Origin of the sequence: Methanobrevibacter olleyae (genome assembly GCF_900114585.1) — an archaeon.
Taxonomy (GTDB): Archaea; Methanobacteriota; Methanobacteria; order Methanobacteriales; family Methanobacteriaceae; genus Methanobrevibacter; species Methanobrevibacter olleyae.
The window spans coordinates 1-24,509 of sequence record NZ_FOTL01000008.1 but is presented as its reverse complement, the minus strand read 5'-3'; the positions used below and the strand labels follow the sequence as shown (position 1 = coordinate 24,509).

At 26.1% G+C, this 24,509-nt stretch carries 25 protein-coding genes and 1 tRNA gene; 4 read left to right on the top strand and 22 right to left on the bottom strand.

Annotated features, from left to right (window positions below; genetic code table 11):
* Window positions 1-131: 131 nt before the first annotated feature.
* Both BM020_RS03595 and BM020_RS03590 read right to left on the bottom strand, forming a co-directional pair.
* Window positions 132-1,271 (bottom strand): TIGR04083 family peptide-modifying radical SAM enzyme, encoded by a 1,140-nt coding sequence (locus tag BM020_RS03595; protein ID WP_067146818.1) that lies wholly within the window; start codon window positions 1,269-1,271, stop codon window positions 132-134.
* 75 nt (window positions 1,272-1,346) lie between these two features.
* Window positions 1,347-1,565: a TIGR04165 family Cys-rich peptide gene (locus tag BM020_RS03590; RefSeq protein WP_067146819.1), complete on the bottom strand. Its 219-nt coding sequence runs from the start codon at window positions 1,563-1,565 to the stop codon at window positions 1,347-1,349.
* A gap of 632 nt (window positions 1,566-2,197) precedes the next feature.
* Between BM020_RS03590 and BM020_RS03585 the strand changes: the two genes are divergently transcribed.
* Both BM020_RS03585 and BM020_RS03580 read left to right on the top strand, forming a co-directional pair.
* Window positions 2,198-2,977 carry an ABC transporter permease gene (locus BM020_RS03585; protein ID WP_067146821.1) on the top strand — a complete coding sequence of 260 codons (780 nt, stop codon included), beginning with the start codon at window positions 2,198-2,200 and terminating at the stop codon, window positions 2,975-2,977.
* A gap of 144 nt (window positions 2,978-3,121) precedes the next feature.
* Window positions 3,122-4,015 carry an ABC transporter ATP-binding protein gene (locus tag BM020_RS03580; RefSeq protein ID WP_083405367.1) on the top strand — a complete coding sequence of 298 codons (894 nt, stop codon included), beginning with the start codon at window positions 3,122-3,124 and terminating at the stop codon, window positions 4,013-4,015.
* A gap of 176 nt (window positions 4,016-4,191) precedes the next feature.
* Here BM020_RS03580 and BM020_RS03575 read toward each other — a convergent pair whose 3' ends face one another.
* From BM020_RS03575 to BM020_RS03550, 6 genes are all read right to left on the bottom strand, one after another.
* Window positions 4,192-4,872 carry a glycosyltransferase family 2 protein gene (locus BM020_RS03575; protein WP_067146823.1) on the bottom strand — a complete coding sequence of 227 codons (681 nt, stop codon included), beginning with the start codon at window positions 4,870-4,872 and terminating at the stop codon, window positions 4,192-4,194.
* A 71-nt stretch (window positions 4,873-4,943) separates the two neighbouring features.
* Window positions 4,944-5,915: an NAD-dependent epimerase/dehydratase family protein gene (locus BM020_RS03570; protein WP_067146825.1), complete on the bottom strand. Its 972-nt coding sequence runs from the start codon at window positions 5,913-5,915 to the stop codon at window positions 4,944-4,946.
* A 129-nt stretch (window positions 5,916-6,044) separates the two neighbouring features.
* Window positions 6,045-6,590: a hypothetical protein gene (locus BM020_RS03565; RefSeq protein ID WP_067146827.1), complete on the bottom strand. Its 546-nt coding sequence runs from the start codon at window positions 6,588-6,590 to the stop codon at window positions 6,045-6,047.
* Between the two features lie 93 nt (window positions 6,591-6,683).
* On the bottom strand, window positions 6,684-7,529 hold the full coding sequence (gene galU, locus BM020_RS03560; RefSeq protein ID WP_067146829.1) for a UTP--glucose-1-phosphate uridylyltransferase GalU: 846 nt from the start codon (window positions 7,527-7,529) through the stop codon (window positions 6,684-6,686).
* A gap of 246 nt (window positions 7,530-7,775) precedes the next feature.
* Window positions 7,776-7,859, bottom strand: a tRNA-Leu gene (locus tag BM020_RS03555).
* A gap of 118 nt (window positions 7,860-7,977) precedes the next feature.
* Window positions 7,978-8,391 carry a DUF371 domain-containing protein gene (locus BM020_RS03550; RefSeq protein ID WP_067146831.1) on the bottom strand — a complete coding sequence of 138 codons (414 nt, stop codon included), beginning with the start codon at window positions 8,389-8,391 and terminating at the stop codon, window positions 7,978-7,980.
* Window positions 8,392-8,572: 181 nt separating this feature from the next.
* On the opposite strand from BM020_RS03550, the gene BM020_RS03545 reads away from it, so the two are divergent.
* Entirely contained in the window at window positions 8,573-9,511 is a 939-nt protein-coding gene (locus BM020_RS03545) for a DUF1848 domain-containing protein (RefSeq protein WP_074798228.1), read from the top strand.
* Between the two features lie 132 nt (window positions 9,512-9,643).
* The gene (locus BM020_RS03540; RefSeq protein WP_067146835.1) at window positions 9,644-10,090 is read left to right on the top strand and encodes a GIY-YIG nuclease family protein; all 447 of its coding nucleotides are present in this window, start codon (window positions 9,644-9,646) and stop codon (window positions 10,088-10,090) included.
* An 84-nt stretch (window positions 10,091-10,174) separates the two neighbouring features.
* Here the strand turns inward: BM020_RS03540 and cfbC are convergent, their stop codons facing one another.
* The 14 genes from cfbC to BM020_RS03470 all read right to left on the bottom strand — a co-directional run bounded on the left by cfbC (window position 10,175) and on the right by BM020_RS03470 (window position 24,371).
* Window positions 10,175-10,978: a Ni-sirohydrochlorin a,c-diamide reductive cyclase ATP-dependent reductase subunit gene (gene cfbC, locus BM020_RS03535; RefSeq protein WP_067146837.1), complete on the bottom strand. Its 804-nt coding sequence runs from the start codon at window positions 10,976-10,978 to the stop codon at window positions 10,175-10,177.
* Between the two features lie 89 nt (window positions 10,979-11,067).
* Window positions 11,068-12,321, bottom strand: coding sequence for a peptidase U32 family protein (locus BM020_RS03530; protein ID WP_067146839.1), 1,254 nt, complete (start codon window positions 12,319-12,321; stop codon window positions 11,068-11,070).
* A gap of 93 nt (window positions 12,322-12,414) precedes the next feature.
* Window positions 12,415-13,857, bottom strand: a complete 1,443-nt coding sequence (purF, locus tag BM020_RS03525; RefSeq protein ID WP_067146841.1) for an amidophosphoribosyltransferase — start codon at window positions 13,855-13,857, stop codon at window positions 12,415-12,417.
* 297 nt (window positions 13,858-14,154) lie between these two features.
* Window positions 14,155-15,630: a hypothetical protein gene (locus BM020_RS03520; RefSeq protein ID WP_067146842.1), complete on the bottom strand. Its 1,476-nt coding sequence runs from the start codon at window positions 15,628-15,630 to the stop codon at window positions 14,155-14,157.
* A 99-nt stretch (window positions 15,631-15,729) separates the two neighbouring features.
* Complete coding sequence (gene galE, locus BM020_RS03515) at window positions 15,730-16,704, bottom strand: UDP-glucose 4-epimerase GalE (RefSeq protein ID WP_067146845.1); 975 nt, start codon at window positions 16,702-16,704, stop codon at window positions 15,730-15,732.
* A 469-nt stretch (window positions 16,705-17,173) separates the two neighbouring features.
* Complete coding sequence (locus BM020_RS03510; RefSeq protein WP_067149033.1) at window positions 17,174-18,361, bottom strand: NAD(P)/FAD-dependent oxidoreductase; 1,188 nt, start codon at window positions 18,359-18,361, stop codon at window positions 17,174-17,176.
* A 20-nt stretch (window positions 18,362-18,381) separates the two neighbouring features.
* Complete coding sequence (locus BM020_RS03505; RefSeq protein WP_067149036.1) at window positions 18,382-18,546, bottom strand: 4Fe-4S binding protein; 165 nt, start codon at window positions 18,544-18,546, stop codon at window positions 18,382-18,384.
* A 495-nt stretch (window positions 18,547-19,041) separates the two neighbouring features.
* Window positions 19,042-19,647, bottom strand: a complete 606-nt coding sequence (locus BM020_RS03500; RefSeq protein ID WP_067146847.1) for an acyltransferase — start codon at window positions 19,645-19,647, stop codon at window positions 19,042-19,044.
* Between the two features lie 212 nt (window positions 19,648-19,859).
* Complete coding sequence (locus tag BM020_RS03495; RefSeq protein ID WP_067146849.1) at window positions 19,860-20,171, bottom strand: hypothetical protein; 312 nt, start codon at window positions 20,169-20,171, stop codon at window positions 19,860-19,862.
* A 91-nt stretch (window positions 20,172-20,262) separates the two neighbouring features.
* Window positions 20,263-21,381, bottom strand: coding sequence for a 7-cyano-7-deazaguanine synthase (locus BM020_RS03490; protein ID WP_074798225.1), 1,119 nt, complete (start codon window positions 21,379-21,381; stop codon window positions 20,263-20,265).
* A 125-nt stretch (window positions 21,382-21,506) separates the two neighbouring features.
* Window positions 21,507-22,925, bottom strand: a complete 1,419-nt coding sequence (gene argH / locus BM020_RS03485; RefSeq protein WP_074798223.1) for an argininosuccinate lyase — start codon at window positions 22,923-22,925, stop codon at window positions 21,507-21,509.
* A 352-nt stretch (window positions 22,926-23,277) separates the two neighbouring features.
* Window positions 23,278-23,436: a 30S ribosomal protein S27ae gene (locus BM020_RS03480; RefSeq protein ID WP_067146854.1), complete on the bottom strand. Its 159-nt coding sequence runs from the start codon at window positions 23,434-23,436 to the stop codon at window positions 23,278-23,280.
* A gap of 26 nt (window positions 23,437-23,462) precedes the next feature.
* Complete coding sequence (locus tag BM020_RS03475; protein WP_067149039.1) at window positions 23,463-23,780, bottom strand: 30S ribosomal protein S24e; 318 nt, start codon at window positions 23,778-23,780, stop codon at window positions 23,463-23,465.
* A 90-nt stretch (window positions 23,781-23,870) separates the two neighbouring features.
* Window positions 23,871-24,371 (bottom strand): GTP-dependent dephospho-CoA kinase family protein, encoded by a 501-nt coding sequence (locus BM020_RS03470; protein WP_074798221.1) that lies wholly within the window; start codon window positions 24,369-24,371, stop codon window positions 23,871-23,873.
* Between the last annotated feature and the right edge of the window lie 138 nt (window positions 24,372-24,509).

The window sequence follows — 24,509 nt, the reverse complement described above, 5'->3', positions numbered from 1 at the left end:
ACTATTTATTTAATTTACATATTATTAATAGTTATCTATAAATAAAAAGAGTAAATTGATTAAAAAAACTAGAGAAAATAATAAAACTAAAAATAATAAAAAATGATTAAAAACAATTAAAAATAAAATAATTACATTTTAGTCATTAAATCCATAATTGAGAAAGGATCTCCTTCTTTTCTTAGTTTTGGAGCTCCTCCAAATGCAGCTAATGCATTTTTCTTAAAGTCTTCATTAGCTCTTCTAGAAACTTCAGCAAAGATCATTTTATAAGCTTCACATTGAGGGTCAACTGCTCTTGGAGATTGAGTAGCTACAATTCCATTATAAGGACATCCACCTCTGCAGAATTTAATAAATTTACAATCTGCACAATCCTCATCAACAAAATCTTTAAACTCCATTAGCTTATCCCATGCTTTAGATTTCTCCAAATCCTCCATAGAAGGTTCATCATAAACATTACCCATTATATATTCATCCATACCCACAAAACGGTAACAAGGATAAATAGAACCATCATGTCCTACAGCTAAAGTAGTTCCCATACAATCATTAAATGTACAAAGAGTACCTACCCTTCTAAGACTGCTTTTTGCAATATGGTCCAAATCCATAATAGCAAACTTATCTAAATCATACAAATATTTATCTAACCAATTAATTAATAATTTTCCATGTTCTTCTTGAGGAAGAGCCCATAAATCTGCATTATCCCCACGTAATGAAGGTAAAGCAGCATGTATTTTTAAGTTTAAACCATTTTTCTTAAAGAAATCATAAATCTCATCTGAGAAATCTTTAGAGTATGAAGTAAAAGTACAAACAAAATTGATATCTATATCATTATCACTAGCTAATTTAACAGCTTTCGTTGTTTTATCAAAATAACCTTCTCCCCTTTGATAATCATTTATTTCTTTAGGGCCATCAATACTTGTACTTACAGCAACATTATATTTAGAGAATAATTTAGCCATATCTTCATCTAAAAGCCATAAATTACTTTGTAATGAAAAACCTTCAGTTTCATGAGTAGTAGCATCATTAAGTAATGGAAGTGCTTTTTTGTAAAATTCATAACCAGCAAGTAAAGGTTCACCACCATGGAAAGTGAAATGCACAGGTTCATCCCTAAAATTAGCTAACCATTTAACAATTTGATTAATTACGTCAATATCCATTAATTCTGCATTTTCTTCAGAACCCCAACAATAAGCACAATTTGATGGACATCCTAAAGTAGGTATAATCATTACATGAAAAGTCATTTTATCACTCCAAACAAAACAAGATTTACAACAATTCAACCATTCTAAACAAAATTGATTTAAAAAGAAAATAAATTAGAGTTTTTTATTTAATTCAGTGATAATATCTTTTTTAATTGTTTTTTCTTCTGAATCTTCATAATCTTTACCAGTTTCAAAAACATATCCGCAATTATCACATTTAAATTCTTTTAGTTCAGCATGTGCATGATGATTATCAATAAATCTTCTATGAGCAGTTTTATCAGTAGAACCACATTTTGGGCATTTTGCTATTAAATCTTCAAATTTCATCATATCTCTCCTTAATTTTTAAAATATAATCAAAATAATATAATTTTAAATTTTATACTTTTTACTATAATTTTGTTTGTCATTATTAATATAATTTAATCTTATAAATAATTAATAAACCATGGTAAAATTTTCTATTAACTCATTAATATGATTCAATTTAGCAATTTAATGAATCCCACAAGCCATCTAACTTATTTTCCTTATCCATATTAAAGAATTACTTAAAAAATCCAGAGTATCTAATGCTAATGAACTAAGATAAGACCAAGTTCATAATTCTTGATTAAATCCACCATGACCTATCATATCAGTTTAAATATTAAATAATAGGAATTTATTGATAATAACAAATATAATTTATAGTATTAAAGATTACTTATTAAAATAATTACAATAAAAGTTTTTTTATCAAAATATTATTTTAGATTATTTTGTAGGTTAAATTATAGAAAACTATTAAAACTAAAAATAATATATTAATAATGTTAAATAAATAAATTTAAATATATATTTATATATAAACAATTTAAATAATAATAATTTAATATTTTAGATTTTTTGTTATTATAAACTTAATAGAAAATTCTATCTAAAAAATTTTAAATAATCTAATTAACTAAGGTAAAAAAATGACATTGGAGTTTTTAAAAAAAGGAACGAGTGAAAATTTCTTGCTTAAACAATTGATTAAAAAGAATTTTACTTCTAAATACAAAGATTCTGTATTAGGAATTCTTTGGAGTTTTTTAAATCCTTTAATAACCATGGCTATTTTAACTGCAATATTTTCAACATTTTTTGCAAGAGATATTGAAAATTTTCCAGTTTACTTTATGGCTGGCCGTTGCATACTTGACTTTTTTAATGCAGGAACAAAGGCAGCTATGACTTCCATTAAAAGTAATAGAGGAATTTTACAAAAGATTTATGTTCCAAGATATATATTTGCTTTAGGTAGTGTCTGCTCAGAATTTCTTAATTTCTTTATGTCTTTAATAGTTATGATAGCAATTATGATTGTAACAAGATCTCCCTTCCACACTATGTCAGTATTTGCAATAATTCCTATAATAATATTATTTATATTGGTTATTGGTGTTGGGCTACTCTTAGCTATTGTTTGTACTAAATTTACTGATATTGAATATTTATACAAAATTTTTACAAGTTTATTAACATATGCATGTGCAATATTCTACCCAATGACTATAGTTCCACAACCTTTAAGGGGTTATATGGAGCTTAATCCTATTTATGGTATTATTGCACAATTTAGAGAATTTATAATGTTTGGAAGATTCCCATCAAATAGAATAATGATAACTACATTTATATTTTCCATCATAATATTCTTTATAGGAATATTTATATTCAAGAAATATCAAGATAAAATTACTTTAGAATTATAAAAGATAAAATTGTTTTAGAATTATAAAAGCATTATTTAATATTAAATTTAAAAAAGAAGTATCTAAAATATATTTTTAAAATTAGAATAAAAAAATAAATGTCAAAATACTTATCACAATAGTTAAAATTCTAGGAGAGATAATATGAATAATAAACAAGAAAATGAAGAAAATATTATTGCTAAAATTATTAATCTATTCCGTAATATTATCTCACCTAAGAAAGAAGAAAAACTTTTAGAAAATAAAGAAGAAAATAATATAGCAATTGAATTAAAAAATGTTTCTTTAAGTTTTAAAATCGGTAATGACAAAATAGATAACTTAAAAGAGTATGTTATTAGAACATTAAATAGAACTAAAGAAAAAAAAACTATTTTTAAAGCTACAAATGATGTATCATTTAAAATTTATAAAGGGGAAAAAGTAGGAATTATAGGTTTTAATGGTGCTGGAAAAAGTACTTTACTAAAAATTATTTCTGGGGTTTACACTCCTGATGAAGGAGAATTAATAGTTAATGGAAATATTGCACCTCTTTTATCATTAGGAGCAGGATTTGATAAAAACTATTCTGGAAGAGAAAATGTTTTTTTAAATGGTGCTATTCTAGGATATGATGAAGAATTTTTAAGGTCAAAATATGATGAAATCCTTGAATTTTCTGAACTTAGTGAATTTATTAATCTTCCAGTTAAAAACTATTCATCTGGTATGTTATCAAAACTTGGATTTTCAATAGCTACTATGGTTAATCCAGATATTTTAATTCTTGATGAAGTTCTTGGAGTAGGAGACATTAATTTTAGAAAAAAAAGTAAAGAGAAACTCCACTCATTAATGGAGTCTAATACAACAGTTTTACTTGTTTCACATTCTATAAAGGAAATTAGAACTATTTGTGATAAAGCTATTTGGATTGATAAAGGAAAAGTTATAGACATGGGTGAAGTGAATTCTATTTGTGACAAATATGAAGAAGCTGCAAAAAATGCAAGTAAAGAAAAAACTAAAAAGTTAAAACCACAACGATTCTAATTATTAGATATTAATATAATAATAGCTAAAATTTATTTTTAAAAAAAAAATTATTAAATTATATAAAAAGTAGAAATTAAATTTTTATAATAAAATAAAAAACCATTTTAAAAAAGAATAAAAAGAACTATTTAAAAAAAGAATAAAAAGAACTTTTTAGAAAAAAAATAAAAGAACTATTTTTTTAAAATTCTAAGTACTTTATCTTTAGTAATTTTTAGTAAAACACCAACTCCATGAGTTATAGGATCTTTAGTAGAACCATCAACATCATAACGAACAGTGATAGGCACTTCAACTATTTTTAAACCTGCCTCTGCAGCATCTACAAGCATTTCACTTTCAATACCAAAACCAGTATCTTTAAATCTGAAACAATCTTTTGCTTTATTAGAAAATGCTCTAAAGCCACTTTGAGAATCTGTAATTTTAATTCCTGCAGAGATATTTGTAGCAGCATCCAGAACTTGTTGACCTACTCTCCTATAAGCAGGAGTATTTTCCTCAGGTCCATTCATATACCTACTACCATTAACTAAATCAGCACCATCTTCAAGAATAGGTTTAATTAAATTAGGAATTTCATCAGGATTATGTTGACCATCACCATCTATAGTAACTATAATATAAGCATCACCTATTGCTTGAAAAGCAGATTTTAAAGCTTCACCTTTACCTAAATTCTTAGCATGATTAATTACTTCAGCACCAGCTAATTTAGCTACCTCTTCAGTTTTATCATCACTACCATCATTTACTATAAGAACTTTATCTACATATTGGAGAGTTCTAAGAACAATAGAACCAATAGCTACCTCTTCATTATATGTTGGAATAATAGCAATTGAATTTAGCATTTTATCACTTAAAAATAAATGTTGTTAAAAAAATACAGGAAAAAATCTAGAAATAAAATGAAAATTAAAAATTAATCTTCAATTCTATAATACCATTTCATCCATTCTACAGTTCTCTTAATTCCTTCTTTAGGAGAAACTTTTGGATTATGTTTTAAATCCTGAATAGCTTTTGAAAAATCAATAGTTTTAACTTTAGTAGTAAATTCTTCAGCAGGAGTATAAGTTACTAAAGAATCATCAACACCTACTGCCTCTAAAACTAAATCAGAGTATTCTTCAATAGTCATTTCCCATTCTTGTTTACTTCCAACATTATACACTTCACCAGAAATAAAATTATCTACAATATTTGCAAAAGTATTTGCAGTATCTTCTACATAATCAATAATTCTTTTATGGCCTTTATGAACAGAATAAGGTAATCCATGAAGTGCCTTATAAATAAAAATAGGAATGAATCCTTTGTATGGAGAGTAAGCTTCATGAGGACCATAACAATTTACAGGACGGACTCTTACAGTTTCAGTTCCAAACATTGTAGCAGAGTTCATACACATTAATTCTCCAGCCCATTTAGAAATAGCATAATCATTCATTTGATAAGTGTCTTTTATTGGTCTGTTTTCCATTACATCTTCAGTCATAATTCCTTCATAATCACCATAAACTTCAGCAGATGAAAAGGAAATCATCCTAAAATCTAATTTTTCTTGAAGGCGAATCATATTTTTTAAACCAATAACATTAGTTTCCCAAAGATTTTCATAGTAACCTTCACCATTCCATCTACCATATTCTGCAGCTAAATTATAAACATAATCAAATCTATCATTATCATCAAAAATTCTTTCCATTTGACGATAATTACGAATATCTCCCCTTACATAGTCAGAGTAAGAATCAGAATATAAATCAGCCTCATCTTCATGATGTAATAAATCAACAGACAAAACTTCATGCCCTCTAGTTCTAAGTTCATTAACAAGATTAGTACCTATAAATCCACTTCCACCAGTAACCATAATTCTTTGAGTTTCCATAAATAACACCTTGAATCAAATAAAAATTAAAAATACTCTAAAGTATTAAAATTAAAAATACTAAAAAATATTAAAAGCAAATATTAAAAATTAAAAATACTAGAAAATATTAAAAGCAAATATTAAAAATTAAATATCAATTTCATCATAACTTTTAGGTTTTTTACCTCGAATTCTATCAAAAAATCCCAATTCTTCATATTCATTTAAAGTGTATTTTAATTGAGCTAATTTAGTATATGCTATATCTAAACGATTTTCTAAGAAAAAAGTTCTTTGATTTTTACGAATTCTTAATTTCTTAAATTCAGTTTCTAATTTAGCAATTTCATAATTAGCATCATTTAATTCTTTAGTTAGCTTATCAATTAATCCATTTAATTTTTCATTATCTTCCCTTTCAGTTTTAAGATATCTCCTTAAAATATCAATTCTATGATTTAACTTTTTCATTTCAAGAGCTAATTCTTCTATATCATATTGTCTAATTTCTAATTCTAAGGACTCAAATCTCATAATATCTCTTGAAAGTTTTTCTCTTTCAATGGCAAAATGTTCAATTCTATCTTCATAGGATTTGCATCTTTCTTTAAGAATACTGTTCTCTTTCCTATAATTAGAAAGTTGTATTTTTAACTCTTCTATTTCTTCTTTAGGACTTTCTTTATTAATCATCTAATCACAAAAAACTTATAAAAATCCATAAAATGAAATAATTAATCATAAACTTTAAATCAAGAAGCTAAATAATATTTAAATCTAAAATTATTATATCAAATCACCATGAATAAATTCTAAGATAACATCTCTTGCTTCTTCATCTTCTAAAGCAAATTTTAAAGAAGTTTTTAACCAGTCAATACGATTACCAATATCAAAAGATTCACCTCTAAATATTTGCCCATATATTTCATCAAGTTTAGATAATGCATCAGTTAATTGAATCTCTCCACCGTATCCAGGTTCTATATTTTCTATATGATCAAAAATATCAGGAGTGAGAACATATCTGCCCATAATAGCTAAATTACTTGGCGCCACACTAAGAGGTGGTTTTTCAACTAATTTATCAATTTTATAGATTGAATCTTCAATTTCCTCTCCACCAATAATACCATATCTTTCAACTTTTTCATCTGGAACTTTTTCTAAAGCAATTACAGACTTACCAAATTTTTCATAACTGTCAATCAATTGTTTTGTACATGGAACTGTATCTTTAGTAATGGTGTCTCCTAACATCACTACAAATGGATCATTTCCAACATGTTTTTTTGCACAATAAATCGCATCACCAAGACCTTTTTGCTTTTTTTGTCTGATAAAATGAATATCTGCTAATTCAGAAATGTATTCAATTTCTTTTAAAAAGTCTTCCTTTCCTTTTGTTCTTAAATGGTGTTCTAATTCAAAAGATCTATCAAAATGATCTTCAATTGACCTTTTTCCTTTACCAGTGACAATTAATATATCATCTACACCAGAATTAACAGACTCTTCAATTACATACTGAATAGTAGGTTTATCATAAACAGGTAACATTTCTTTTGGTTGAGCCTTAGTTGAAGGTAAAAACCTTGTTCCTAAACCTGCTGCTGGAATAACTGCTTTCATTATTACACCTCAAATAAATATAATTTATTATTTCCACTAATTTAAATTAATTTAAAAAAAATTAATAATTAAAATATTTTTAAAAATCTAAATTAATAAATTATTACTTTATTATAATACTAGTTTATTAATAAGAATATATAAATTTGATGAAAAAATAGGGCTTAGGAAGATATTTAAAAAAATAAATAAAAAACAATTAAAAAAATTAAAAGATTAGTAAACGAAAAATAGATTTATAAAAAGTGCAGGGGACGGGAATCGAACCCGCGAAGGGACTAACCCACTAGGCCCTCAACCTAGCGCCTTTGACCGCTCGACCACCCCTGCATTAAAATAACTAAGATAGAAATAATAAATTAATATACCATATAAACAATACAGTAATATATAGTTTCTTTATTATCTTATTTAAATCTTACTACAAAATGAAATAAAAGGGTTTAAATTAAATAAGTTTAATATTTACATCCATAGATTCACCATTAGCTAAATCATTTATTAAATCTCTGTTTAAATCAATAGCTCCTTTATTAGATTTAATCATTAAAGTTCTAGAACATACAAATGTACTTTTTCTACAAACTATATCTGTTGGATGAGAAAGGCTTAAATCATTATGCCCAAAACCTTCTATTTTATCTGATGCATTAGGAGTAACTAATTCTACTATAACTTTTGTATTATCATTAGCTAATTTCTTTTTAAATTCTTCTGGAAAATCATCCATAGATTTATCTATATCTAAACCAATTATACAATCACCAGATAAACTAAGGTCTTTATCTTTAGTTATTTCAAATGTAGATTTATGTTTTGATATTACATTTTTATGTCCCTTTGCTCTAATTTTAAAATTCATAATAAATCTTTTGAAAATTATTTTATAAAAATATTTTTAAAAAAAGAATATATTAATAGCTAATTTAATAAATAATTTAAATAAATAATTTAATAAATAATCTAATAAATAATTTAAATAAATATTTAAATTCCATAATCAAGATTTTATCATATATACAAATAGAAAAAGGAGAAATAATATGATTTTAAATACTGGCTTAATAACAGATATTCCTGGATTTTTTAGTGAATGGTTCTATAATAGAATAGATGAAGGATTCCTTTATGTAAGAAATCCCTATGGAAAACATCAAATTTATTCATATAAACTAAAAGCTGAACTAATTGACTGTATAATTTTTTGTACAAAAAACCCAAAGCCAATGTTTAAAAGTCTTGATAAAATATCTAAATTTAATCAATACTGGCATATAACAATCACCCCCTATGAAAGAGAAGTAGAACCTAATGTTCCACCAGTTAATGAAGTTATAGAAAGTTTTAAATATCTTTCAGAGAAATTAGGTAAAGAAAAAGTATCTTGGAGATATGATCCTATTTTTATCAATGAAAAATACACATTAGATAATCACATAGAGACTTTTAACCATATTGCAAGATCTTTATCTAATTACACAACTGAAGTTATAATAAGTTTTATTGATTTATATGAAAAAACCAAACGTAACTTTCCAAATGTAAATACAGTAAATAGAGAGGAACGCCTAGAAATAGGAAAGGAATTTGCTAAAATAGGAAATGAAAATAATATAAAAGTAAAAACATGTGTTGAAGGAACTGAATTAGAAAAATTCGGTATTGATTCAAGAGGTTGTATGACAAAAGAAGTAATAGAAAGAGTAATTAATAAAAAGCTAAATATTCCTAAAGAAAAAGCAAGAAATGGACAATGCTATTGCCTTTTAAACAATGATATAGGTGAATATAACACTTGTAATCACGGATGTTTATATTGTTATGCAAATGCAAATAAAAATTTAGTTAAAAGAAACTTAAAACTTCACAATCCAAAATCACCTCTTTTAATAGGGGATATAAAAGAAAGTGATGAAATTAAAGAAATGAATCAAGAAAGTTTTATAATTAATGAAAAAACAATACAAACTAAATTATTTTAAATATCTGCTTTTTATTAAATAAAAAAACAAATATACAAAAAACACAAAATCACAAACACAGAAAGCCATACAATTAATTAAATAAAAATAATAAACTATAATTTTAAATAAAAATAAAAAAGTTGTTGAATTATGAGAGGTTGCTACTGTTTAATAATATCTATGAAAAAAAGTGAGAAACTTAAAATAGGACATCTATATCAAGACTATAAATTTAAGAAAGGATACTATGTTTACATAGGTTCAGCAATGAATTCACTCATCTCAAGAATAAATAGACACCTATCTGATGATAAAAAAATGCATTGGCATATTGATTATTTATTGAAAAGCCAAAATAGCACCATAAGAGACATTCTATTTAATATCTCAAATAAAAAGATTGAATGTGATTTAGCGAATAAAATAGCTAAAAATGGTGAAGAAGTTCCAAAGTTTGGATGTTCTGACTGTAATTGTAAATCACATTTAATTTATTTTAAAAGAAAAAGAGATACACTAAACTCTGTAAAAAATGCATATAATGAGCTAAATATTGAATATTATGATTTAAATTACTATAAAAAAGAATTAATATAAAAATAATAAAATAATAGATGAAAAATAAAATAATAGGTGAGAAATAAAATAATAGGTGAAAAATAAAAGAAAAAAATAAATCAATTAATCAATAAATGATTTAAAGAAGTTTTCAAAAGCTTCATCTTCCATTGGTTCAGGAGTTGAATAATTATCATTAGTAAAAATATCACTTGCTAATTTTCTATAATCTTCTGCCTCTTTTGAGTCTGCAGCATATTCAACTACAGTTTTAGCATCTAATTCACTTCTTTGAATTAAATTACTTCTTCCAATAAGTCCAATTACATGAGTTCCAATTTCCTCTGCAAAAGCATTGACTATTTCTTCTTCATTTTCAATACCTTTACAATTACAAATAATTCCACCAAGATTTCCTTTTAATTTTTTAATTCCTTTAGATATATTATTTGCAGCATATAAAGACATATATTCCCCAGAAGATACAATAAATACTTCATCAGCATAATCTTCTCTAAGAGGTACAGAAAAACCTCCACAAACTACATCACCTAAAACATCATAAAGAATTACATCAAACTCTTCATCAAAAACATTTAAATTCTCTAAACGTTTCATAGCAACGATAACGCCACGTCCTGCACAACCTACTCCAGGTTCAGGACCTCCACTTTCAACACATTTAATTTGATTAAAGCCTTCAAAAACCAGATCAGAAATTTCTGGCTTTTTATTATCTTTTAAAGTATTTACAATTGTAGGAATTCTTTTACCACATAATGTTCTGGTAGTATCAGCCTTCGGATCACAACCGATTACCATAACTTTTTTATCATCTTCACTATAAGCTACTGCAATATTAGCTACTGTAGTACTTTTACCAATACCACCTTTTCCATAAATAGCTATTTTCTTCTGTCTTTTCATTATTACACCAAATTATTCAAGAAACCAATCAATAAACAACACCAAAGAATTACCCACAAAAAAACTAATCAATAAACAACACCAAAGAATTACCCGCGAGGAATCAACTTATAGACAAAATCACTTTCCCTTAATTTCTCATCAATAGCTATTGCTACATTAGAACCCTTTTCTGCTTTTTCAATAGCTTTTCCATCAATTTGCATAGAATCAATGAAATGAGTGATAGAACCAGTACTTGGTCCTTGAATCATAATCTCATCACCAACTGCTAAATCATCCCATATTTTAAGTTCTGCAACTTTAATTTTATTATAATAATTAACAACTTTAGCAATATCTTTTTTAATAAATTTTGATTGATTATTTTCACTAATCTCATGAGGAATATTAAAATAAAAACCAGTATCATAACCTCTATTGAATACTTTCATCAAGTTTTCCATCCATTTTGGATTATATTGATAGCTCTTTGGGTCTTTTTGATATAAATCAATAGCCTCCCTATAAACTTTAACTGCCATAGCTACATAATCAGGAGACCTTGCTCTTCCTTCTATTTTAAACGAGTCAATTCCTGCTTCAATAAGTTCTGGAATATGTTCTATTAAAGCCATATCCTTTGGAGAGAAGAAATTTGTTCTATAAGATCCATCATAGGAATGAGAGATTATAAAAGATTCATCTTCAGATTCAGAAGTATTGATTACATCATCATTTTCATCCTCTTCAAAACTTAATTTCCATTCTTTTCTACATGGTTGTAAGCAATCTCCACAATTAGCACTTCTACCATAAAGAGCATAACTTAAAAAACATCTCCCAGATATAGCCATACACATTGCACCATGAATAAAAACTTCAGTTTCAATAGTGGAGTTTTCTTTTAGTTTTTGAATAATCTCTTTTATTTCTTCTAAAGACAATTCTCTTGATAAGATAGCTCTTTTAGCACCTAATTTCTCTAATGTTTTTAAAGCATAAAAATTGCTAGTATTTTCTTGAACACTAATATGGGCTTCAAGACCATTTTCAATTGCTAAATCTATTAATGAAATATCTGATAAAATAATACCATCTGCACCATATTCTTTAATATAAGGTAATTGTTCTTTAAGTCTTTCAATATCTTTATCCTTCATTATTGTATTTGTACAGACATATAATTTAGCTCCATATTCTTTTGTTATTTCACTTGCTTTTTTTATATCTTCAAGCGAAAAATTACTTGCATTAATTCTCATATTAGCCTCTTCAAGACCAATATAAACTGCATCTGCACCATTTTTTAATGCACTAGTTAATGAAATAAAATTTCCTGCAGGAGCTAATAATTCTACCATAAAAACACACTCAAATAATAAAATATTATTAATTTTAAAATTAAGAAAAATAATTTAATTTAAAAAAAGTTATAAAATAAAAACAAGATGAAATTAATCATCTTCCTGTGCTGCATCAGTTAAAGATTTATAATAATCATAATAGGATTCTGCTTCTAAATCCTCAGGTATCTCAGTAGGATACTCTTCATTTAAACATCCTAAACATAATTTTTCACCTTCAATACCAATAGCTTCAATAAGAGATTCAATACTGATATATCCTAAAGTTTCAGCACCTAAGTGCTTCCTAATATCTTCAATTTCCATATTAGCTGCAATTAGTTCATCTTTAGTTGCCATTGCAACACCATAGAAACAAGGAGCCCTTACTGGAGGACAGCCAATTAACATATGTACCTCTTTAACACCTGCTGCTTTAAGAATTTTAACTAAAGATTCGGAAGTAGTGCCTCTAACAATACTATCATCAATTACAACAACAGTTTTTCCTTTTAATTCATGTTTTAATGGATTTACCTTAAGTTTTACAGCAATTTCACGCTCTGCTTGAGTAGGCATAATAAAAGTTCTTCCAACATACCTATTCTTAATTAAACCTTCACCATAAGGGATACCTGAAGATCTTGCATAGCCAATAGCTGCAGGAATAGATGAATCTGGAACTGGTAAAACTAAATCTGCATCAATAGGAAATTCTTTAAATAATGCTTCACCAATTCTAAGTCTTGCATTGTATACGCTTTGCTTGTCTATTACACTATCCGGACGTGCAAAGTAAACATATTCAAACATACAGTGTGCTAATTTAGAGTCCTTTGCAGAAGGTAGAATATATGAATTGATTCTATTGTCTTTAAAGAAGATCAACTCACCAGGTTCTAAATCACGGATAAACTGAGCATTCATAACATCAAATGCAACTGATTCAGATGCAACTACAAAGTGATTATCAGTTTGACCTAAAACTAGAGGTTTCATAGCCATGGGATCCCTTAAGACATAAAGCTCATCATTAATTAAAATAACTAAAGAATAGGAACCAATTAATTTTTGAGAAACAGAATCAATTACTTTAAGAATATCAGTTTCATTTTTAGCCTCTTCTTTAATTAAATAACAAACAACTTCAGAATCAGTATCAGACCTAAATTCATAACCTTTTTTATTTAAATCCTTTCTTAAATAACCTGAGTTAACAATATCTCCATTATGAGCAATAGCTATAAAACCATCATCTAATTCTGTGTAGAATGGTTGTGAACTTTCTAATTTTGATTCACCAGTAGTAGAATATCTTACATGACCAATACCTACATTTCCAGCTAAACTTTTAATTAAAGCATTATTAAAAACATCAGTTACTAAACCCATTCCACAATGATAATTTAAGCCATAATTAATATTATGAGTAGCTATTCCTGCAGATTCTTGTCCTCTATGCTGTAAAGCATATAAACCATAATAAATTAAATGAGAAACATCCTTTGAAGCATCTTTAGAATGTATTCCAATAATACCACACTTATCTTTCAATATATAATCTCCATTACCCTATTAAGACATGAAAAATTCTTTAATTAATATAAATTTATAAATATACCATTAAAGTACCTAAATAAAATTAATTAAGTTAAAAAGTATATCATATAAATACTTATAAATTTTCTAATATTTATAATAAATCTTTTTGATAAAAATTTTAAAAAATCTTAATAAAAAAACTAAAACACTATAAACTAAAAAACTATAAAAAATAAATGATAAAAAAACTAAAAAGCTATAAAAAAGAATAAAAAAGAACAAAGAATAATGAGATTTAAAAATTATTAATTAATCCCAAAGATTTGAAAATGCTGAATAAATTTCTTCATCCTCACCTTCATCACTATCCTCTTCATCATAGTCGTAATCTTCATTATCAGCATTATGGCCACTTATCTCTTCATCAAAATTAGAATTATCATTATCTTCTTCATCTTCTATTGATTTAATTGATTTAAGATTGAAAACATTGATTTTTTCTTTATTATTATTTATTTCATCTGAATTTATTTCATTTGACTTCCCATCAATGAAATCTTCTTCATCAACAAACTTTTCATTTATAAAATTATTTTCTCTTCTTGAATTTCCTTCGAATCTTGCATTATAAATAAAATCATCTTCTACTTGAGAATTAAACACATCTTCTTTTTTGATGTTGACATCATTTTCAAAAATTGATTTTTTAAAAATAGAATCATTAGAAGTTCTTGATTCAGCAAAATCTAAATTATCAAAGCTTTTAGATTCTTCATAAGCAGGACTCATACCAAACTCTTCAATATCATCAAATTTAAAATTACTATTAAAATTATTGTAATCTAAATCTTGTTTATTTGTATCAGATAAGATAAATGCAGTTTTTATAATCTTTAACCAATCTAAAGCATCTTCTTTTGATTGTGCACAAATAGCTCCCTGACCTATCATAAGATTTTTAGGTCTGAAGTTATCAGTACTTATTAAAATAAACTTATAAATCTCTTCAGACAAATACTCTCCAAATAAATCATACCATAAATCATTTAAAGAAAAGACTTCTAATGAATTTTTACTATGAATACCTTCAAATCTAGATTTTAAATCAGAATAATCCGATTTGATTTTATCTAACTCTCTTTGAAGTACTTTAAGTTCTTCAAATAATTTTTCATTTCTCTCTCTAAATGATTTAGATTCCTTAATTAAAAATTCATTTTCTTTAGTTATTTTATCAGACTTTAATAATTCTTCATCAAAATCTTTTTTTAAATCATGATATTTTCTTTTTGAGTGGTTGATTGAAGACAAATTAGATATACTATATAAACCTCCGCGAATAATAGAATTAGCTATTTCATCTTCAAAAAGATTATCATTGTTATAATCATCATATTCATAATCATCTAATTCATCAAATGAAGGGAGTTTTAAATATTCAATAAAATTAAACTCTGTTTTTAAAGATTTTTTAAGGTTTTGATATAACTTATGACCTTCAGCATTAGGTTCAGTGGCAATTAAAACTAAATCTGCACCAATAATCGTATTTTTGGATGTTTCAATATCCTTAGTCGGAATTATTGAAGAAATCTTTACATTAAAATTAGATAAATCAAAATTGCTTACTGCTTTAGATAAAAATTCCAAATAATCTATACCTGTTAAAATAATTCTAATGTCAACTAATTTAGATTCACTAGCATTTAATTCATTTGAGATGTCATCACTATTATCTTTAAAGTTATTAAAGCCATAATCATTTTCTTCAAAATTATCATTCATTTAAACACCTTCAACTTCTAAAGCATTAAAAAAAAAATCTTGAATTTAATATTTTTAAATATTGAAAATATTTTTTAAAGCTATAAAAAGATAAAACCATTAAAGATGAATCTTTTTATGCCATTTCCAAGCAGATTCAACTATATCTTCTAATTCTGTAATTTCTGGTTTCCATTTTAAAATCTCTTCTGCTTTTTTAGAATCAGCTATTAATATATCCGGATCGCCAGGACGTCTTCCTTCAACTTTTACCTTAAAATCAACACCTGTAACTTTTTTACAAGTATCTATAACTTCTTTTACTGAAAATCCACTACCATTGCCCAAATTAAAAATATCGCTATCATTAAATGGATCTTCTAAATATTGTAATGCTTTTAAATGAGCATTAGCTAAATCATTTACATGAATATAATCTCTAATACAAGTTCCATCAGGTGTATTATAATCATCCCCAAAAATAGATATGCTATTTCTTCTACCAATAGCTGCATCTAATACTAAAGGAATTAAATGAGATTCAGGATTATGATCTTCACCAATTTCACAGTCTAAATCAGCACCTGCAGCATTGAAATATCTAAGAGAGACATACTTTAAACCACCAAAATCAGATTCATCTCTTAATAAATTTTCAACCATTAATTTTGATTCACCATATGGATTAATTGGTTTTAATTCATTATTTTCACCTATAGGAATAAAATTTGGAATACCATATAAAGCGGCTGTTGATGAAAAGATGAATTTTCCCACTCTAAATTCTTTCATCACCTTCAATAAATTTAAAGTATTTTCATAGTTATTTTTAAAGTATTTTTCAGGCTCTTCAACAGATTCTGCAACAGAAGAAAAAGCTGCAAAATGCATAACCGCTTCTATTTCATTATTTTGAAAGATTTTTCTTAATTTCTCAGTATCACTTAAATCTGCATTAACTAATTTACCCCATTTTACAGCAGATTTATGGCCTTTGGATAAATTATCTAAAACAATTGTTTCATAACCTGAATTATTAAGTAATTTATTAATATGGGAACCTATATACCCCGCTCCACCAGTAACTAAAATCATAATATCACGAATGGTTAGTTGTTTAATTATTAAATCTTTAATTTATTTATAAATCTTTATTTATAAATCTTTAATGTTTTAATTTATAAATTTTAATTTCTTAATTAATTTATAAATTCTAATTTCTTAATTAATTTATAAATTCTAATTTCTTAATTAATTTATAAATTTTAATTTTTTAAATATAAATATATTTTAACTACCTAAATTTCCTATCTAAATTTCAAAAATATTTAATATATATTATATGTTTAAAATTTATATTATTAAATAGTATATTTTAAACCATATTTAACTTTTTATATTATTTTAATAAAAATAAAAGAAAAATAATAGAAAAAGGTAAAATAATTAATAATATAATAAAAAAATAGAAGTCTGAAAAAATAAGAAAAATAAAAATAAAGTCTAGAAAACAATTATAAAAATTTTTTTCTAGATCTTTTGACTAAAGGTCAAAAAAGCTAGCTTATAAGAACATTTTACGTAATTTTAAAGCTGCTTTTGGTTGAACTTTAATTAATGCTTTAACAAGCTCTGTAGTGCTGATTTTAGTAAATTCTATATCTTGGAAAGCATGAGCAATACTGTTTAATTCATCATCATCTAAAGTCCATAAGTAGTTACAAACTTTAGCATATTTGTCCATATCATGACCCATATCATCTCTAACTAATTCATCATACTTTTTAAGGAATTTTTTAGAGCAGTCCCCAGCTTTAATAGCCTCAGCAGCTACTTGACCAGCATATTTACCACCAGTAATACCACTAGTGATTCCTCCACCAGTTAATGGGTTAACTTGACTTGCTGCATCTCCACAAAGTAAGATATTGTCTCCATACATTTCTCTTACAAGTCCACCAACAGGGTCTCCACCAACATTTAATTCAACTGGTTGAGCATCTTTTGTTGCATAGCAATCATTTACAGCATCAACTAAGTATTCATAAGCAGATTTATCAGCCATTTCAGGAATGATAGCTAAACCTGCATTTACAATATCATCACCCTTAGGGAACAACCAGAAGTAACCACCAGGAGCTACAGTACCAAAATAGAACTCAAGTACGTCACTTCTTTCCATTTTAGCATTACACATTTCAAATTGTGCACCAGATTCCATGTGTTTAGGTTTTGTGTATGCTTTTAATCCAGCCCATTTAGCTACATGACTTTCAGGACCATCTGCACCAATAAGGATTTTTGTATTAATATCATAAACTTCACCCATAGATTCAAAACTAACAGTGTAAGATCCATCATCTTCTTTTTTAAGAGATTTAGCTTGGGTTTTAATTCTAATTTCCACTCCTTCTCTACCAGCTTCCATAGCTAAATGCTTATCAAAGACTTTTCTCTCTAAGATATAACCTGCTTCTGGTAATTCAACCACATCATTAGTAAGCCATACATCAGTTCCATCAGGAGCAACTAATCTTACACCTTCAATTTCCCTAGTAATCCAATGAGGGTCTGCTTCAAGTTCTAAAATATCAAAAGTTTTTTTAGAAACACCTTCTGCACATCTTTTAGGAGCACCAATTTCAGATTTTTTATCTATAAGAATTACTTTTGCTCCACCTTTTGCTGCAAATCTAGCAGCAGTAGAACCAGCAGGTCCTGCGCCAATAACTAATACATCAGTTTTAATCATAATAATCATACCTAATAAATCTATTCTTCCATTTCCAATGCTGCTAAAGGACAAGCATCAACACAAAATCCGCAGTTATTACAGTTTTCATCAAAAACTAAAGCAGTTTCTTTTACTTCAATGCAGTTCCTTACACAGACTCCTGCACAACATCCACAATAGGAACACCAATCTTTTACTATCATCATAAAAACTCCATTTAAATAAATTTGATTAAATTAAATAATATATTCATATAATTATCATATAATTATTTTAAAATATTTAAAACTATAAAATAAAAGATTATGATTAAAAATTAAAGATTAAAATTAAAAATAATAATTAAAAATAAAAATTAAATCATTTAATCTTAAAAAATAAATTATTTTAAATATTTTAGAATAAATATTGTTAAACATAATATTATTAAATATAATATTAAATTATATATTATTTATCATATATAATCTTTGAGGTTAAAAAAAGAAAATTAAAGGATAAATTAAGGAAAACAAAGTAAAATAATAATTAAATACTATAAAAAAATAGAAAGTAAGCTAATTAAATAATAAGCAATAGAAAAATAAAAATCTAAAAAATAAAAAAATATACAAAATGAAAAAAATAGAAAAATAAAAATAAAAAAAATAGAAAAATAAAAATCTAGAAAATAGAAAAATAAAATATTAAAATCCAATCTATATCATGTTTGGAACTCTTAAAGAAGTAGGTAATGGTTTAATTTTAGCTGGAGTACCAATAGCTAAGTAATAAGAAGGTACACTACGAGTTACAACTGCACCTGCAGCTACAATAGCTCCTTCACCAACTTCAATATTGGATAAAAATGTTGTATTTCCACCAACAGAACATCCTTTTCTTAATTGAGGACCTTTTAACTCATATTCAACTCTAACAGGATATCTATCATTTGTAAAACAAGCACAAGGACCAACAAATACATTATCCTCAATAATACTGTTTCTTGGAATGTATACATTAGATTGGATACTTACATTATTTCCAATTACACACCCTCCTTCAATAACAGTATTTGTGCCTATTAATACATCATCCCCAATTTTAGTATGATCTCTTACAACAACATTATGTCCAGTTCTAAAATCATCTCCAATGATTACATCATTATAGATGATAGTATTAGATCTGAGTAAAATATTTTTACCTAAAACAGGCTCTTTACTAAATCTTTTATAATTAACCCCTAATTTAATCCCTTCCCTTATTAATCTAGGATCTTTAGAGTCATTATTAGTTCCACGTAAATTTAAAAAACTAGGCATAATATCACCTCTTTATATTTTTGTAAGTTTATATAAAAATTAAATTTTAAATAAAACCAATTTAATGTATTTGATTATTAATATGTATAACAAACTATATAAAATTTAATGATTATATTTGAATATTTTTTTAAAATTTTTTAAAAGGTTTAAATAAAAAAAATATAAAAAAATTTAAAAGCTTGAATAAAAAATAAAAAAATATAAAAAATTTATAAATTTAACTCTCTTAATTTTTTATCAAGTTCTTCTTCACTTAGTTCATCTTCTTCTTCAATTTCCATTTCTTCATCTAAAATTTCATCTTCACCAGATAATATTTGTTCAGCTCTAGTATTTTCCTCTTCCAGATATTTATCTTTATTCTCTTCCCAATCCGCTATAATTTCATCAGCTAAATCATCATCCGCTTCAATAGCAGGTCCAGTATAAGAACAATCTTTACAAACCCATCTAGACCAAACTTGTGGAATAATCCAATCAATATTACTTGAACCACAACGTGGACAAATATGTCTTTTCATATCATCACCTCGAAAACTAAAATTATATAATTCCCATTCTAAATCAGTATTAAAAAACTAAAAATTATATAATTCATACTATAAATTACTATTAAAAAAAACTCCAAATCAAATCTAATGCTTCTCCTGGTTCTAATACACCAGAACGAGTTTCTCTTAAAATTCTTTGTATTGAGTATTTTTTCATATGGGGAAACTTATTATGAACTTCATATAAAAAGGGACATCCAAATCCTTTAAATTTGTTTAAATTATAATGACTAGTTAAAGATTTATTTTCTAATTTTGAAAGGGATAGTGAAGCAGGTAAATTGAGCCTAATAATCTTATGCCTTTCTATCTCACCATCTACATCAATAATGTCATTATTTTCATTTTCATCAATTTCATCAATATTAAAAATTTGTTCTGTTATACACTGGCTACCAGTAGCAAGCATATCTCCAAAAATAACTATTGGAATATTATTTTCTATAGCATAACTATATACAGTTTCTTCAATAATTTTTGAACATCTACCACAAGGGTGGAATCTTCCTGCAAGTGACTCAGAAATCAATTCCCCATAATCTACCTCAATATATTCATGTTTAACATCTAAATCTTTAGTTAATTTATCAATATTATATTTAAATTGTTTTGGAACTACAATTGTTCCAGGATCTACTGTAACAGCTATTGGATTAAAGCCTAATTTTTTAGCTAAAATAAGTGAAAAACTACTATCTACCCCACCAGATAATGCTACAACTGCTGTTGGTTTTTCTGCTTCAAAATAATTATAAGGGCTATCATCTAAATCTTTAAAGTATTTATAAAAATTAAAGGAATATAAATTTTCTAATTTAATTTTTAAAATATCTATTAAATTATTTAATGCTAAAAAAGAATCATAATCTAATTCATTATTTTTAACAAATGAATTTAATTTGCTTAAAGAAAGATTCATCCTATATTCTTTTTGTAAGAAATCAGAATAACTTTCAACATGAATACTATTAATATTTAACTCTTCTCTTAATCTACCAACTACCCATCCACCTTTTCCAATAATAGCTGATTTATCTGGTCTATCATTAGTTATTATCCACATCTCATTAGTATCTCTATCAAAAAGAACTTCCTTAATTTCAATTTGAACTTCTTCATGCCCAATTTCTTTTCTAATTCTATTTATATGATTTAAAAGAGCATTTACATCATAAACCATCTTTTCACCACTAAAAACTAAGTATCCTCATCATCAGAAAGTTTAAAAAAATAATGTTTATCATCAGAATTTAACAATAGTTATAAAATTATTTAAAAAATAAAATAAATTGAATAGAAAACAATTTAAATTCCTTGTTTTTCAAATTCATCATCTAAAAATATGTTCATATTGTCAATAGCTAATTGAACCATCTCTGGAGAAGGTCCTCCTGGCACATTTCTAATTTTCACATTTTCAATTGGATTTAAAGCCTTATTAATCAAATCATCATCTAATCCTAATCTTTCAAATCCAAGTTCTTCTGCTACATCATCTAGATATTCGCCATTTATTTCACTAGAATCAATACCTTCTGCTACTGCTTCATTTACAATTCTTCCTACGATTTTATGAGCTGTTCTAAATGGTATTTTTCTCTCCCTTACAATAATATCTGCTAAATCAGTAGCTGTAGCAAAATTAGCTCCAGCTAATTCTAAGCATCTATCGGTGTTAAATTTAACAGTTAAAAGCATATGATTTGTAATTTTCAAACTATCATAGCTAACATCACAAGCATTCCATAAATGTGGAGTAATTTCTTGTAAATCCCTATTATAAGTATATGGAATAGCTTTTAAGATAGTTAAAATAGTTACAAGCTCTCCATTAACAATTGCACATTTAGAACGAGCTACTTCTGCAACATCCGGATTTTTCTTTTGAGGCATAATAGATGAGGTAGAAGAGTATTCATCAGCCATTGTAACAATTCCAAACTCATAAGTACTCCAAAGAACCAATTCTTCACAGATTTTTGATAAAGTAGTACAAAGAGCAGTTAAATCAAAAACCGCCTCAGCAATAAAGTCTCTTGATGATACTCCATCCATAGAGTTTTCTAAATAATCATCAAAACCTAATAATTCTGTAGTTAATTCTCTATCTATTGGAAAACTTGTAGTTGCCATAGCTGCAGATCCAAGTGGATTTAAATTAACTCTTTTATAGGTATCATCTAATCTTTGATAGTCTCTTTTTAAAGATTGTGCATAGGCCATTAAATGATGAGCTAAAGTAATTGGTTGAGCATGTTGTAAGTGAGTATAACCAATCATCACAGTTTCTTTATGTTCTTTTGCAAGTTCTAAAATCCCTTCAATAAATTCTAAAATCCCTATTTGAATTTCTCTAATTCTATCCCTTAAAAGAAGCCTTATATCTGTTGCAACTTGATCATTTCTTGATTTAGCTGTGTGCATAAATCCTGCTTGTGGACCAACAAGCTTAGTTACATAATTTTCAACAGCCATGTGAACATCTTCAACAGAATGGTCAAATTCAAGAGCATCAAACCCTTCATCATTTAGTTTATCTAAAGCATCAAGGATTTTATCAGCAATATCTTCATCAATAATGCCTTGTGCTTTAAGCATTGAAGTATGAGCATAATTACATTGAATATCAGCATCAAAAATAAATCTATCAAATTCTAATGAAGATGTGTATACTGTAGCTTCATCAGTCATTTCTTTTTCAAGTCTTCCAGTTCTAATTTTCAAAATATCAACTCAAGTAAATTTAATAATTCATAAAATAATTTTTAAAGAGTTAATCATTATCATTTTAAATTTTTATAAGATATGATTATTATATATTATTAAGGTTTAGTTTTAATAATTTATATAAATATCTAAAAATAGGATTAAAATAAAAAAATTCTTAAAATAGTTAAAAATAGTAAATCAATGCATTATAAAATAATTAAGAATAGCTAAGTAATTAAAAATAGTTAAATAATTAAGAATAGCTAAGTAATTAAAAATAGTTAAAATAGAAAATTAGTTTGAAAATTAGTAAAAATATCTTATTAAATTAAAAATAAATAAAAAAAGTAAAAAGAAAAGAATAAAATTATTCTTTAGTTTTCATTTCAGTGTATCCACATTTACCACAAGCGTATCTATCACCATGGTCAGCCATAAATACACCTTCAGAACAACGAGGACAGAAAGGATTTTTTCTTACGATTTTGTCTCCATCTACACTATATAAGCCTTTTTTATCAGTCATATTAATATCCTCCTAAATCATCCTATTTATTCTTCCGCTTCATCATCTTCTTCAGCAGGAGCTTCTTGTTCTTTGTTTTTAGCAATAATACTTGGTTTTTCTACATCTAATAAAGATGATTCTCTACCATATACTTTTGCATAGCCTACAGCTTTAGGTTCACCATATCCTGGCTGAAGATTATCTACAACGATTAACTCTTTTTTAGTGTCAAGTAAGGTGATTAATTTACTTTTAACATCTAAAATTTTAGGAGTTGGTTCTCCTTCATATAAACAGTAAAATTTAACTTCAGTTCTATCAAATAAAACGTTTTCTTTCTTTTCAAAAATTTCAATATCCATCATAAAACCTCTTTTTAGGGTTTGAATTTAAATTATTAAAAAATACAAATTTAAACTAATATAAATACAAAACTATCAGTAAAACCATAACTATTCTTCATTAAAATAGGTCATTAATCTAGTAGCTTTGCTTTTACCTTCAGAAACATTAACAAAGACCAAACCTTCATTAGGTTGACCATATAAAATAACTGCATCTTCAGGTGCAACTAATAAGCATGGAAGAACTGCAAGATCTTCTTCCCCTTTAACTACAATAATACGATTTTTATTATCATCTAAAGTTAAAGAAATAGCTGATTCTATGGTTTCCCATAGATTCTTAGTAATAGTGCCTGCAGGATTATCTGCTTCTAAAATGTTTTCTGTAGGAATAATATCATGATTATGATCTTCACGTTGAATACGATTATCAATAATTCCTAAATCAGGAATTAAATCATTATCAAGAAGATTTTTAGTAGTTTGATCACCAACAGAGATTAAAAAATTAGCTTCTTTAATCATAGGAATTGCATCTTCAAACTCAACATACAATTTACCTAATGGTTTTTTAAATTCAGCTATTAAATTTTCATCTAATTTAAACAAGTTTTAACCTCTATTAATACATCTAAAATAATAATATTTTAATTTAATATTCTAATGAAATATAAGGTAAAATAATTATTATACTTTAATATTTATCTAATTTAAGATATATAAAGTTTAGCATTAACGGATTAAAAA

What these genes read in the sequence shown, in the direction of transcription:
- BM020_RS03595 (WP_067146818.1), bottom strand. Translation starts at nt 1,271, where the DNA reads ATGACTTTTCATGTAATGATTATACCTACTTTAGGATGTCCATCAAAT.
- BM020_RS03590 (WP_067146819.1), bottom strand. Translation starts at nt 1,565, where the DNA reads ATGAAATTTGAAGATTTAATAGCAAAATGCCCAAAATGTGGTTCTACT.
- BM020_RS03585 (WP_067146821.1), top strand. Translation starts at nt 2,198, where the DNA reads ATGACATTGGAGTTTTTAAAAAAAGGAACGAGTGAAAATTTCTTGCTT.
- BM020_RS03580 (WP_083405367.1), top strand. Translation starts at nt 3,122, where the DNA reads ATGAATAATAAACAAGAAAATGAAGAAAATATTATTGCTAAAATTATT.
- BM020_RS03575 (WP_067146823.1), bottom strand. Translation starts at nt 4,872, where the DNA reads ATGCTAAATTCAATTGCTATTATTCCAACATATAATGAAGAGGTAGCT.
- BM020_RS03570 (WP_067146825.1), bottom strand. Translation starts at nt 5,915, where the DNA reads ATGGAAACTCAAAGAATTATGGTTACTGGTGGAAGTGGATTTATAGGT.
- BM020_RS03565 (WP_067146827.1), bottom strand. Translation starts at nt 6,590, where the DNA reads ATGATTAATAAAGAAAGTCCTAAAGAAGAAATAGAAGAGTTAAAAATA.
- galU (WP_067146829.1), bottom strand. Translation starts at nt 7,529, where the DNA reads ATGAAAGCAGTTATTCCAGCAGCAGGTTTAGGAACAAGGTTTTTACCT.
- BM020_RS03550 (WP_067146831.1), bottom strand. Translation starts at nt 8,391, where the DNA reads ATGAATTTTAAAATTAGAGCAAAGGGACATAAAAATGTAATATCAAAA.
- BM020_RS03545 (WP_074798228.1), top strand. Translation starts at nt 8,573, where the DNA reads ATGATTTTAAATACTGGCTTAATAACAGATATTCCTGGATTTTTTAGT.
- BM020_RS03540 (WP_067146835.1), top strand. Translation starts at nt 9,644, where the DNA reads ATGAGAGGTTGCTACTGTTTAATAATATCTATGAAAAAAAGTGAGAAA.
- cfbC (WP_067146837.1), bottom strand. Translation starts at nt 10,978, where the DNA reads ATGAAAAGACAGAAGAAAATAGCTATTTATGGAAAAGGTGGTATTGGT.
- BM020_RS03530 (WP_067146839.1), bottom strand. Translation starts at nt 12,321, where the DNA reads ATGGTAGAATTATTAGCTCCTGCAGGAAATTTTATTTCATTAACTAGT.
- BM020_RS03520 (WP_067146842.1), bottom strand. Translation starts at nt 15,630, where the DNA reads ATGAATGATAATTTTGAAGAAAATGATTATGGCTTTAATAACTTTAAA.
- galE (WP_067146845.1), bottom strand. Translation starts at nt 16,704, where the DNA reads ATGATTTTAGTTACTGGTGGAGCGGGGTATATAGGTTCCCATATTAAT.
- BM020_RS03510 (WP_067149033.1), bottom strand. Translation starts at nt 18,361, where the DNA reads ATGATTAAAACTGATGTATTAGTTATTGGCGCAGGACCTGCTGGTTCT.
- BM020_RS03505 (WP_067149036.1), bottom strand. Translation starts at nt 18,546, where the DNA reads ATGATAGTAAAAGATTGGTGTTCCTATTGTGGATGTTGTGCAGGAGTC.
- BM020_RS03500 (WP_067146847.1), bottom strand. Translation starts at nt 19,647, where the DNA reads ATGCCTAGTTTTTTAAATTTACGTGGAACTAATAATGACTCTAAAGAT.
- BM020_RS03495 (WP_067146849.1), bottom strand. Translation starts at nt 20,171, where the DNA reads ATGAAAAGACATATTTGTCCACGTTGTGGTTCAAGTAATATTGATTGG.
- BM020_RS03490 (WP_074798225.1), bottom strand. Translation starts at nt 21,381, where the DNA reads ATGGTTTATGATGTAAATGCTCTTTTAAATCATATAAATAGAATTAGA.
- BM020_RS03480 (WP_067146854.1), bottom strand. Translation starts at nt 23,436, where the DNA reads ATGACTGATAAAAAAGGCTTATATAGTGTAGATGGAGACAAAATCGTA.
- BM020_RS03475 (WP_067149039.1), bottom strand. Translation starts at nt 23,780, where the DNA reads ATGGATATTGAAATTTTTGAAAAGAAAGAAAACGTTTTATTTGATAGA.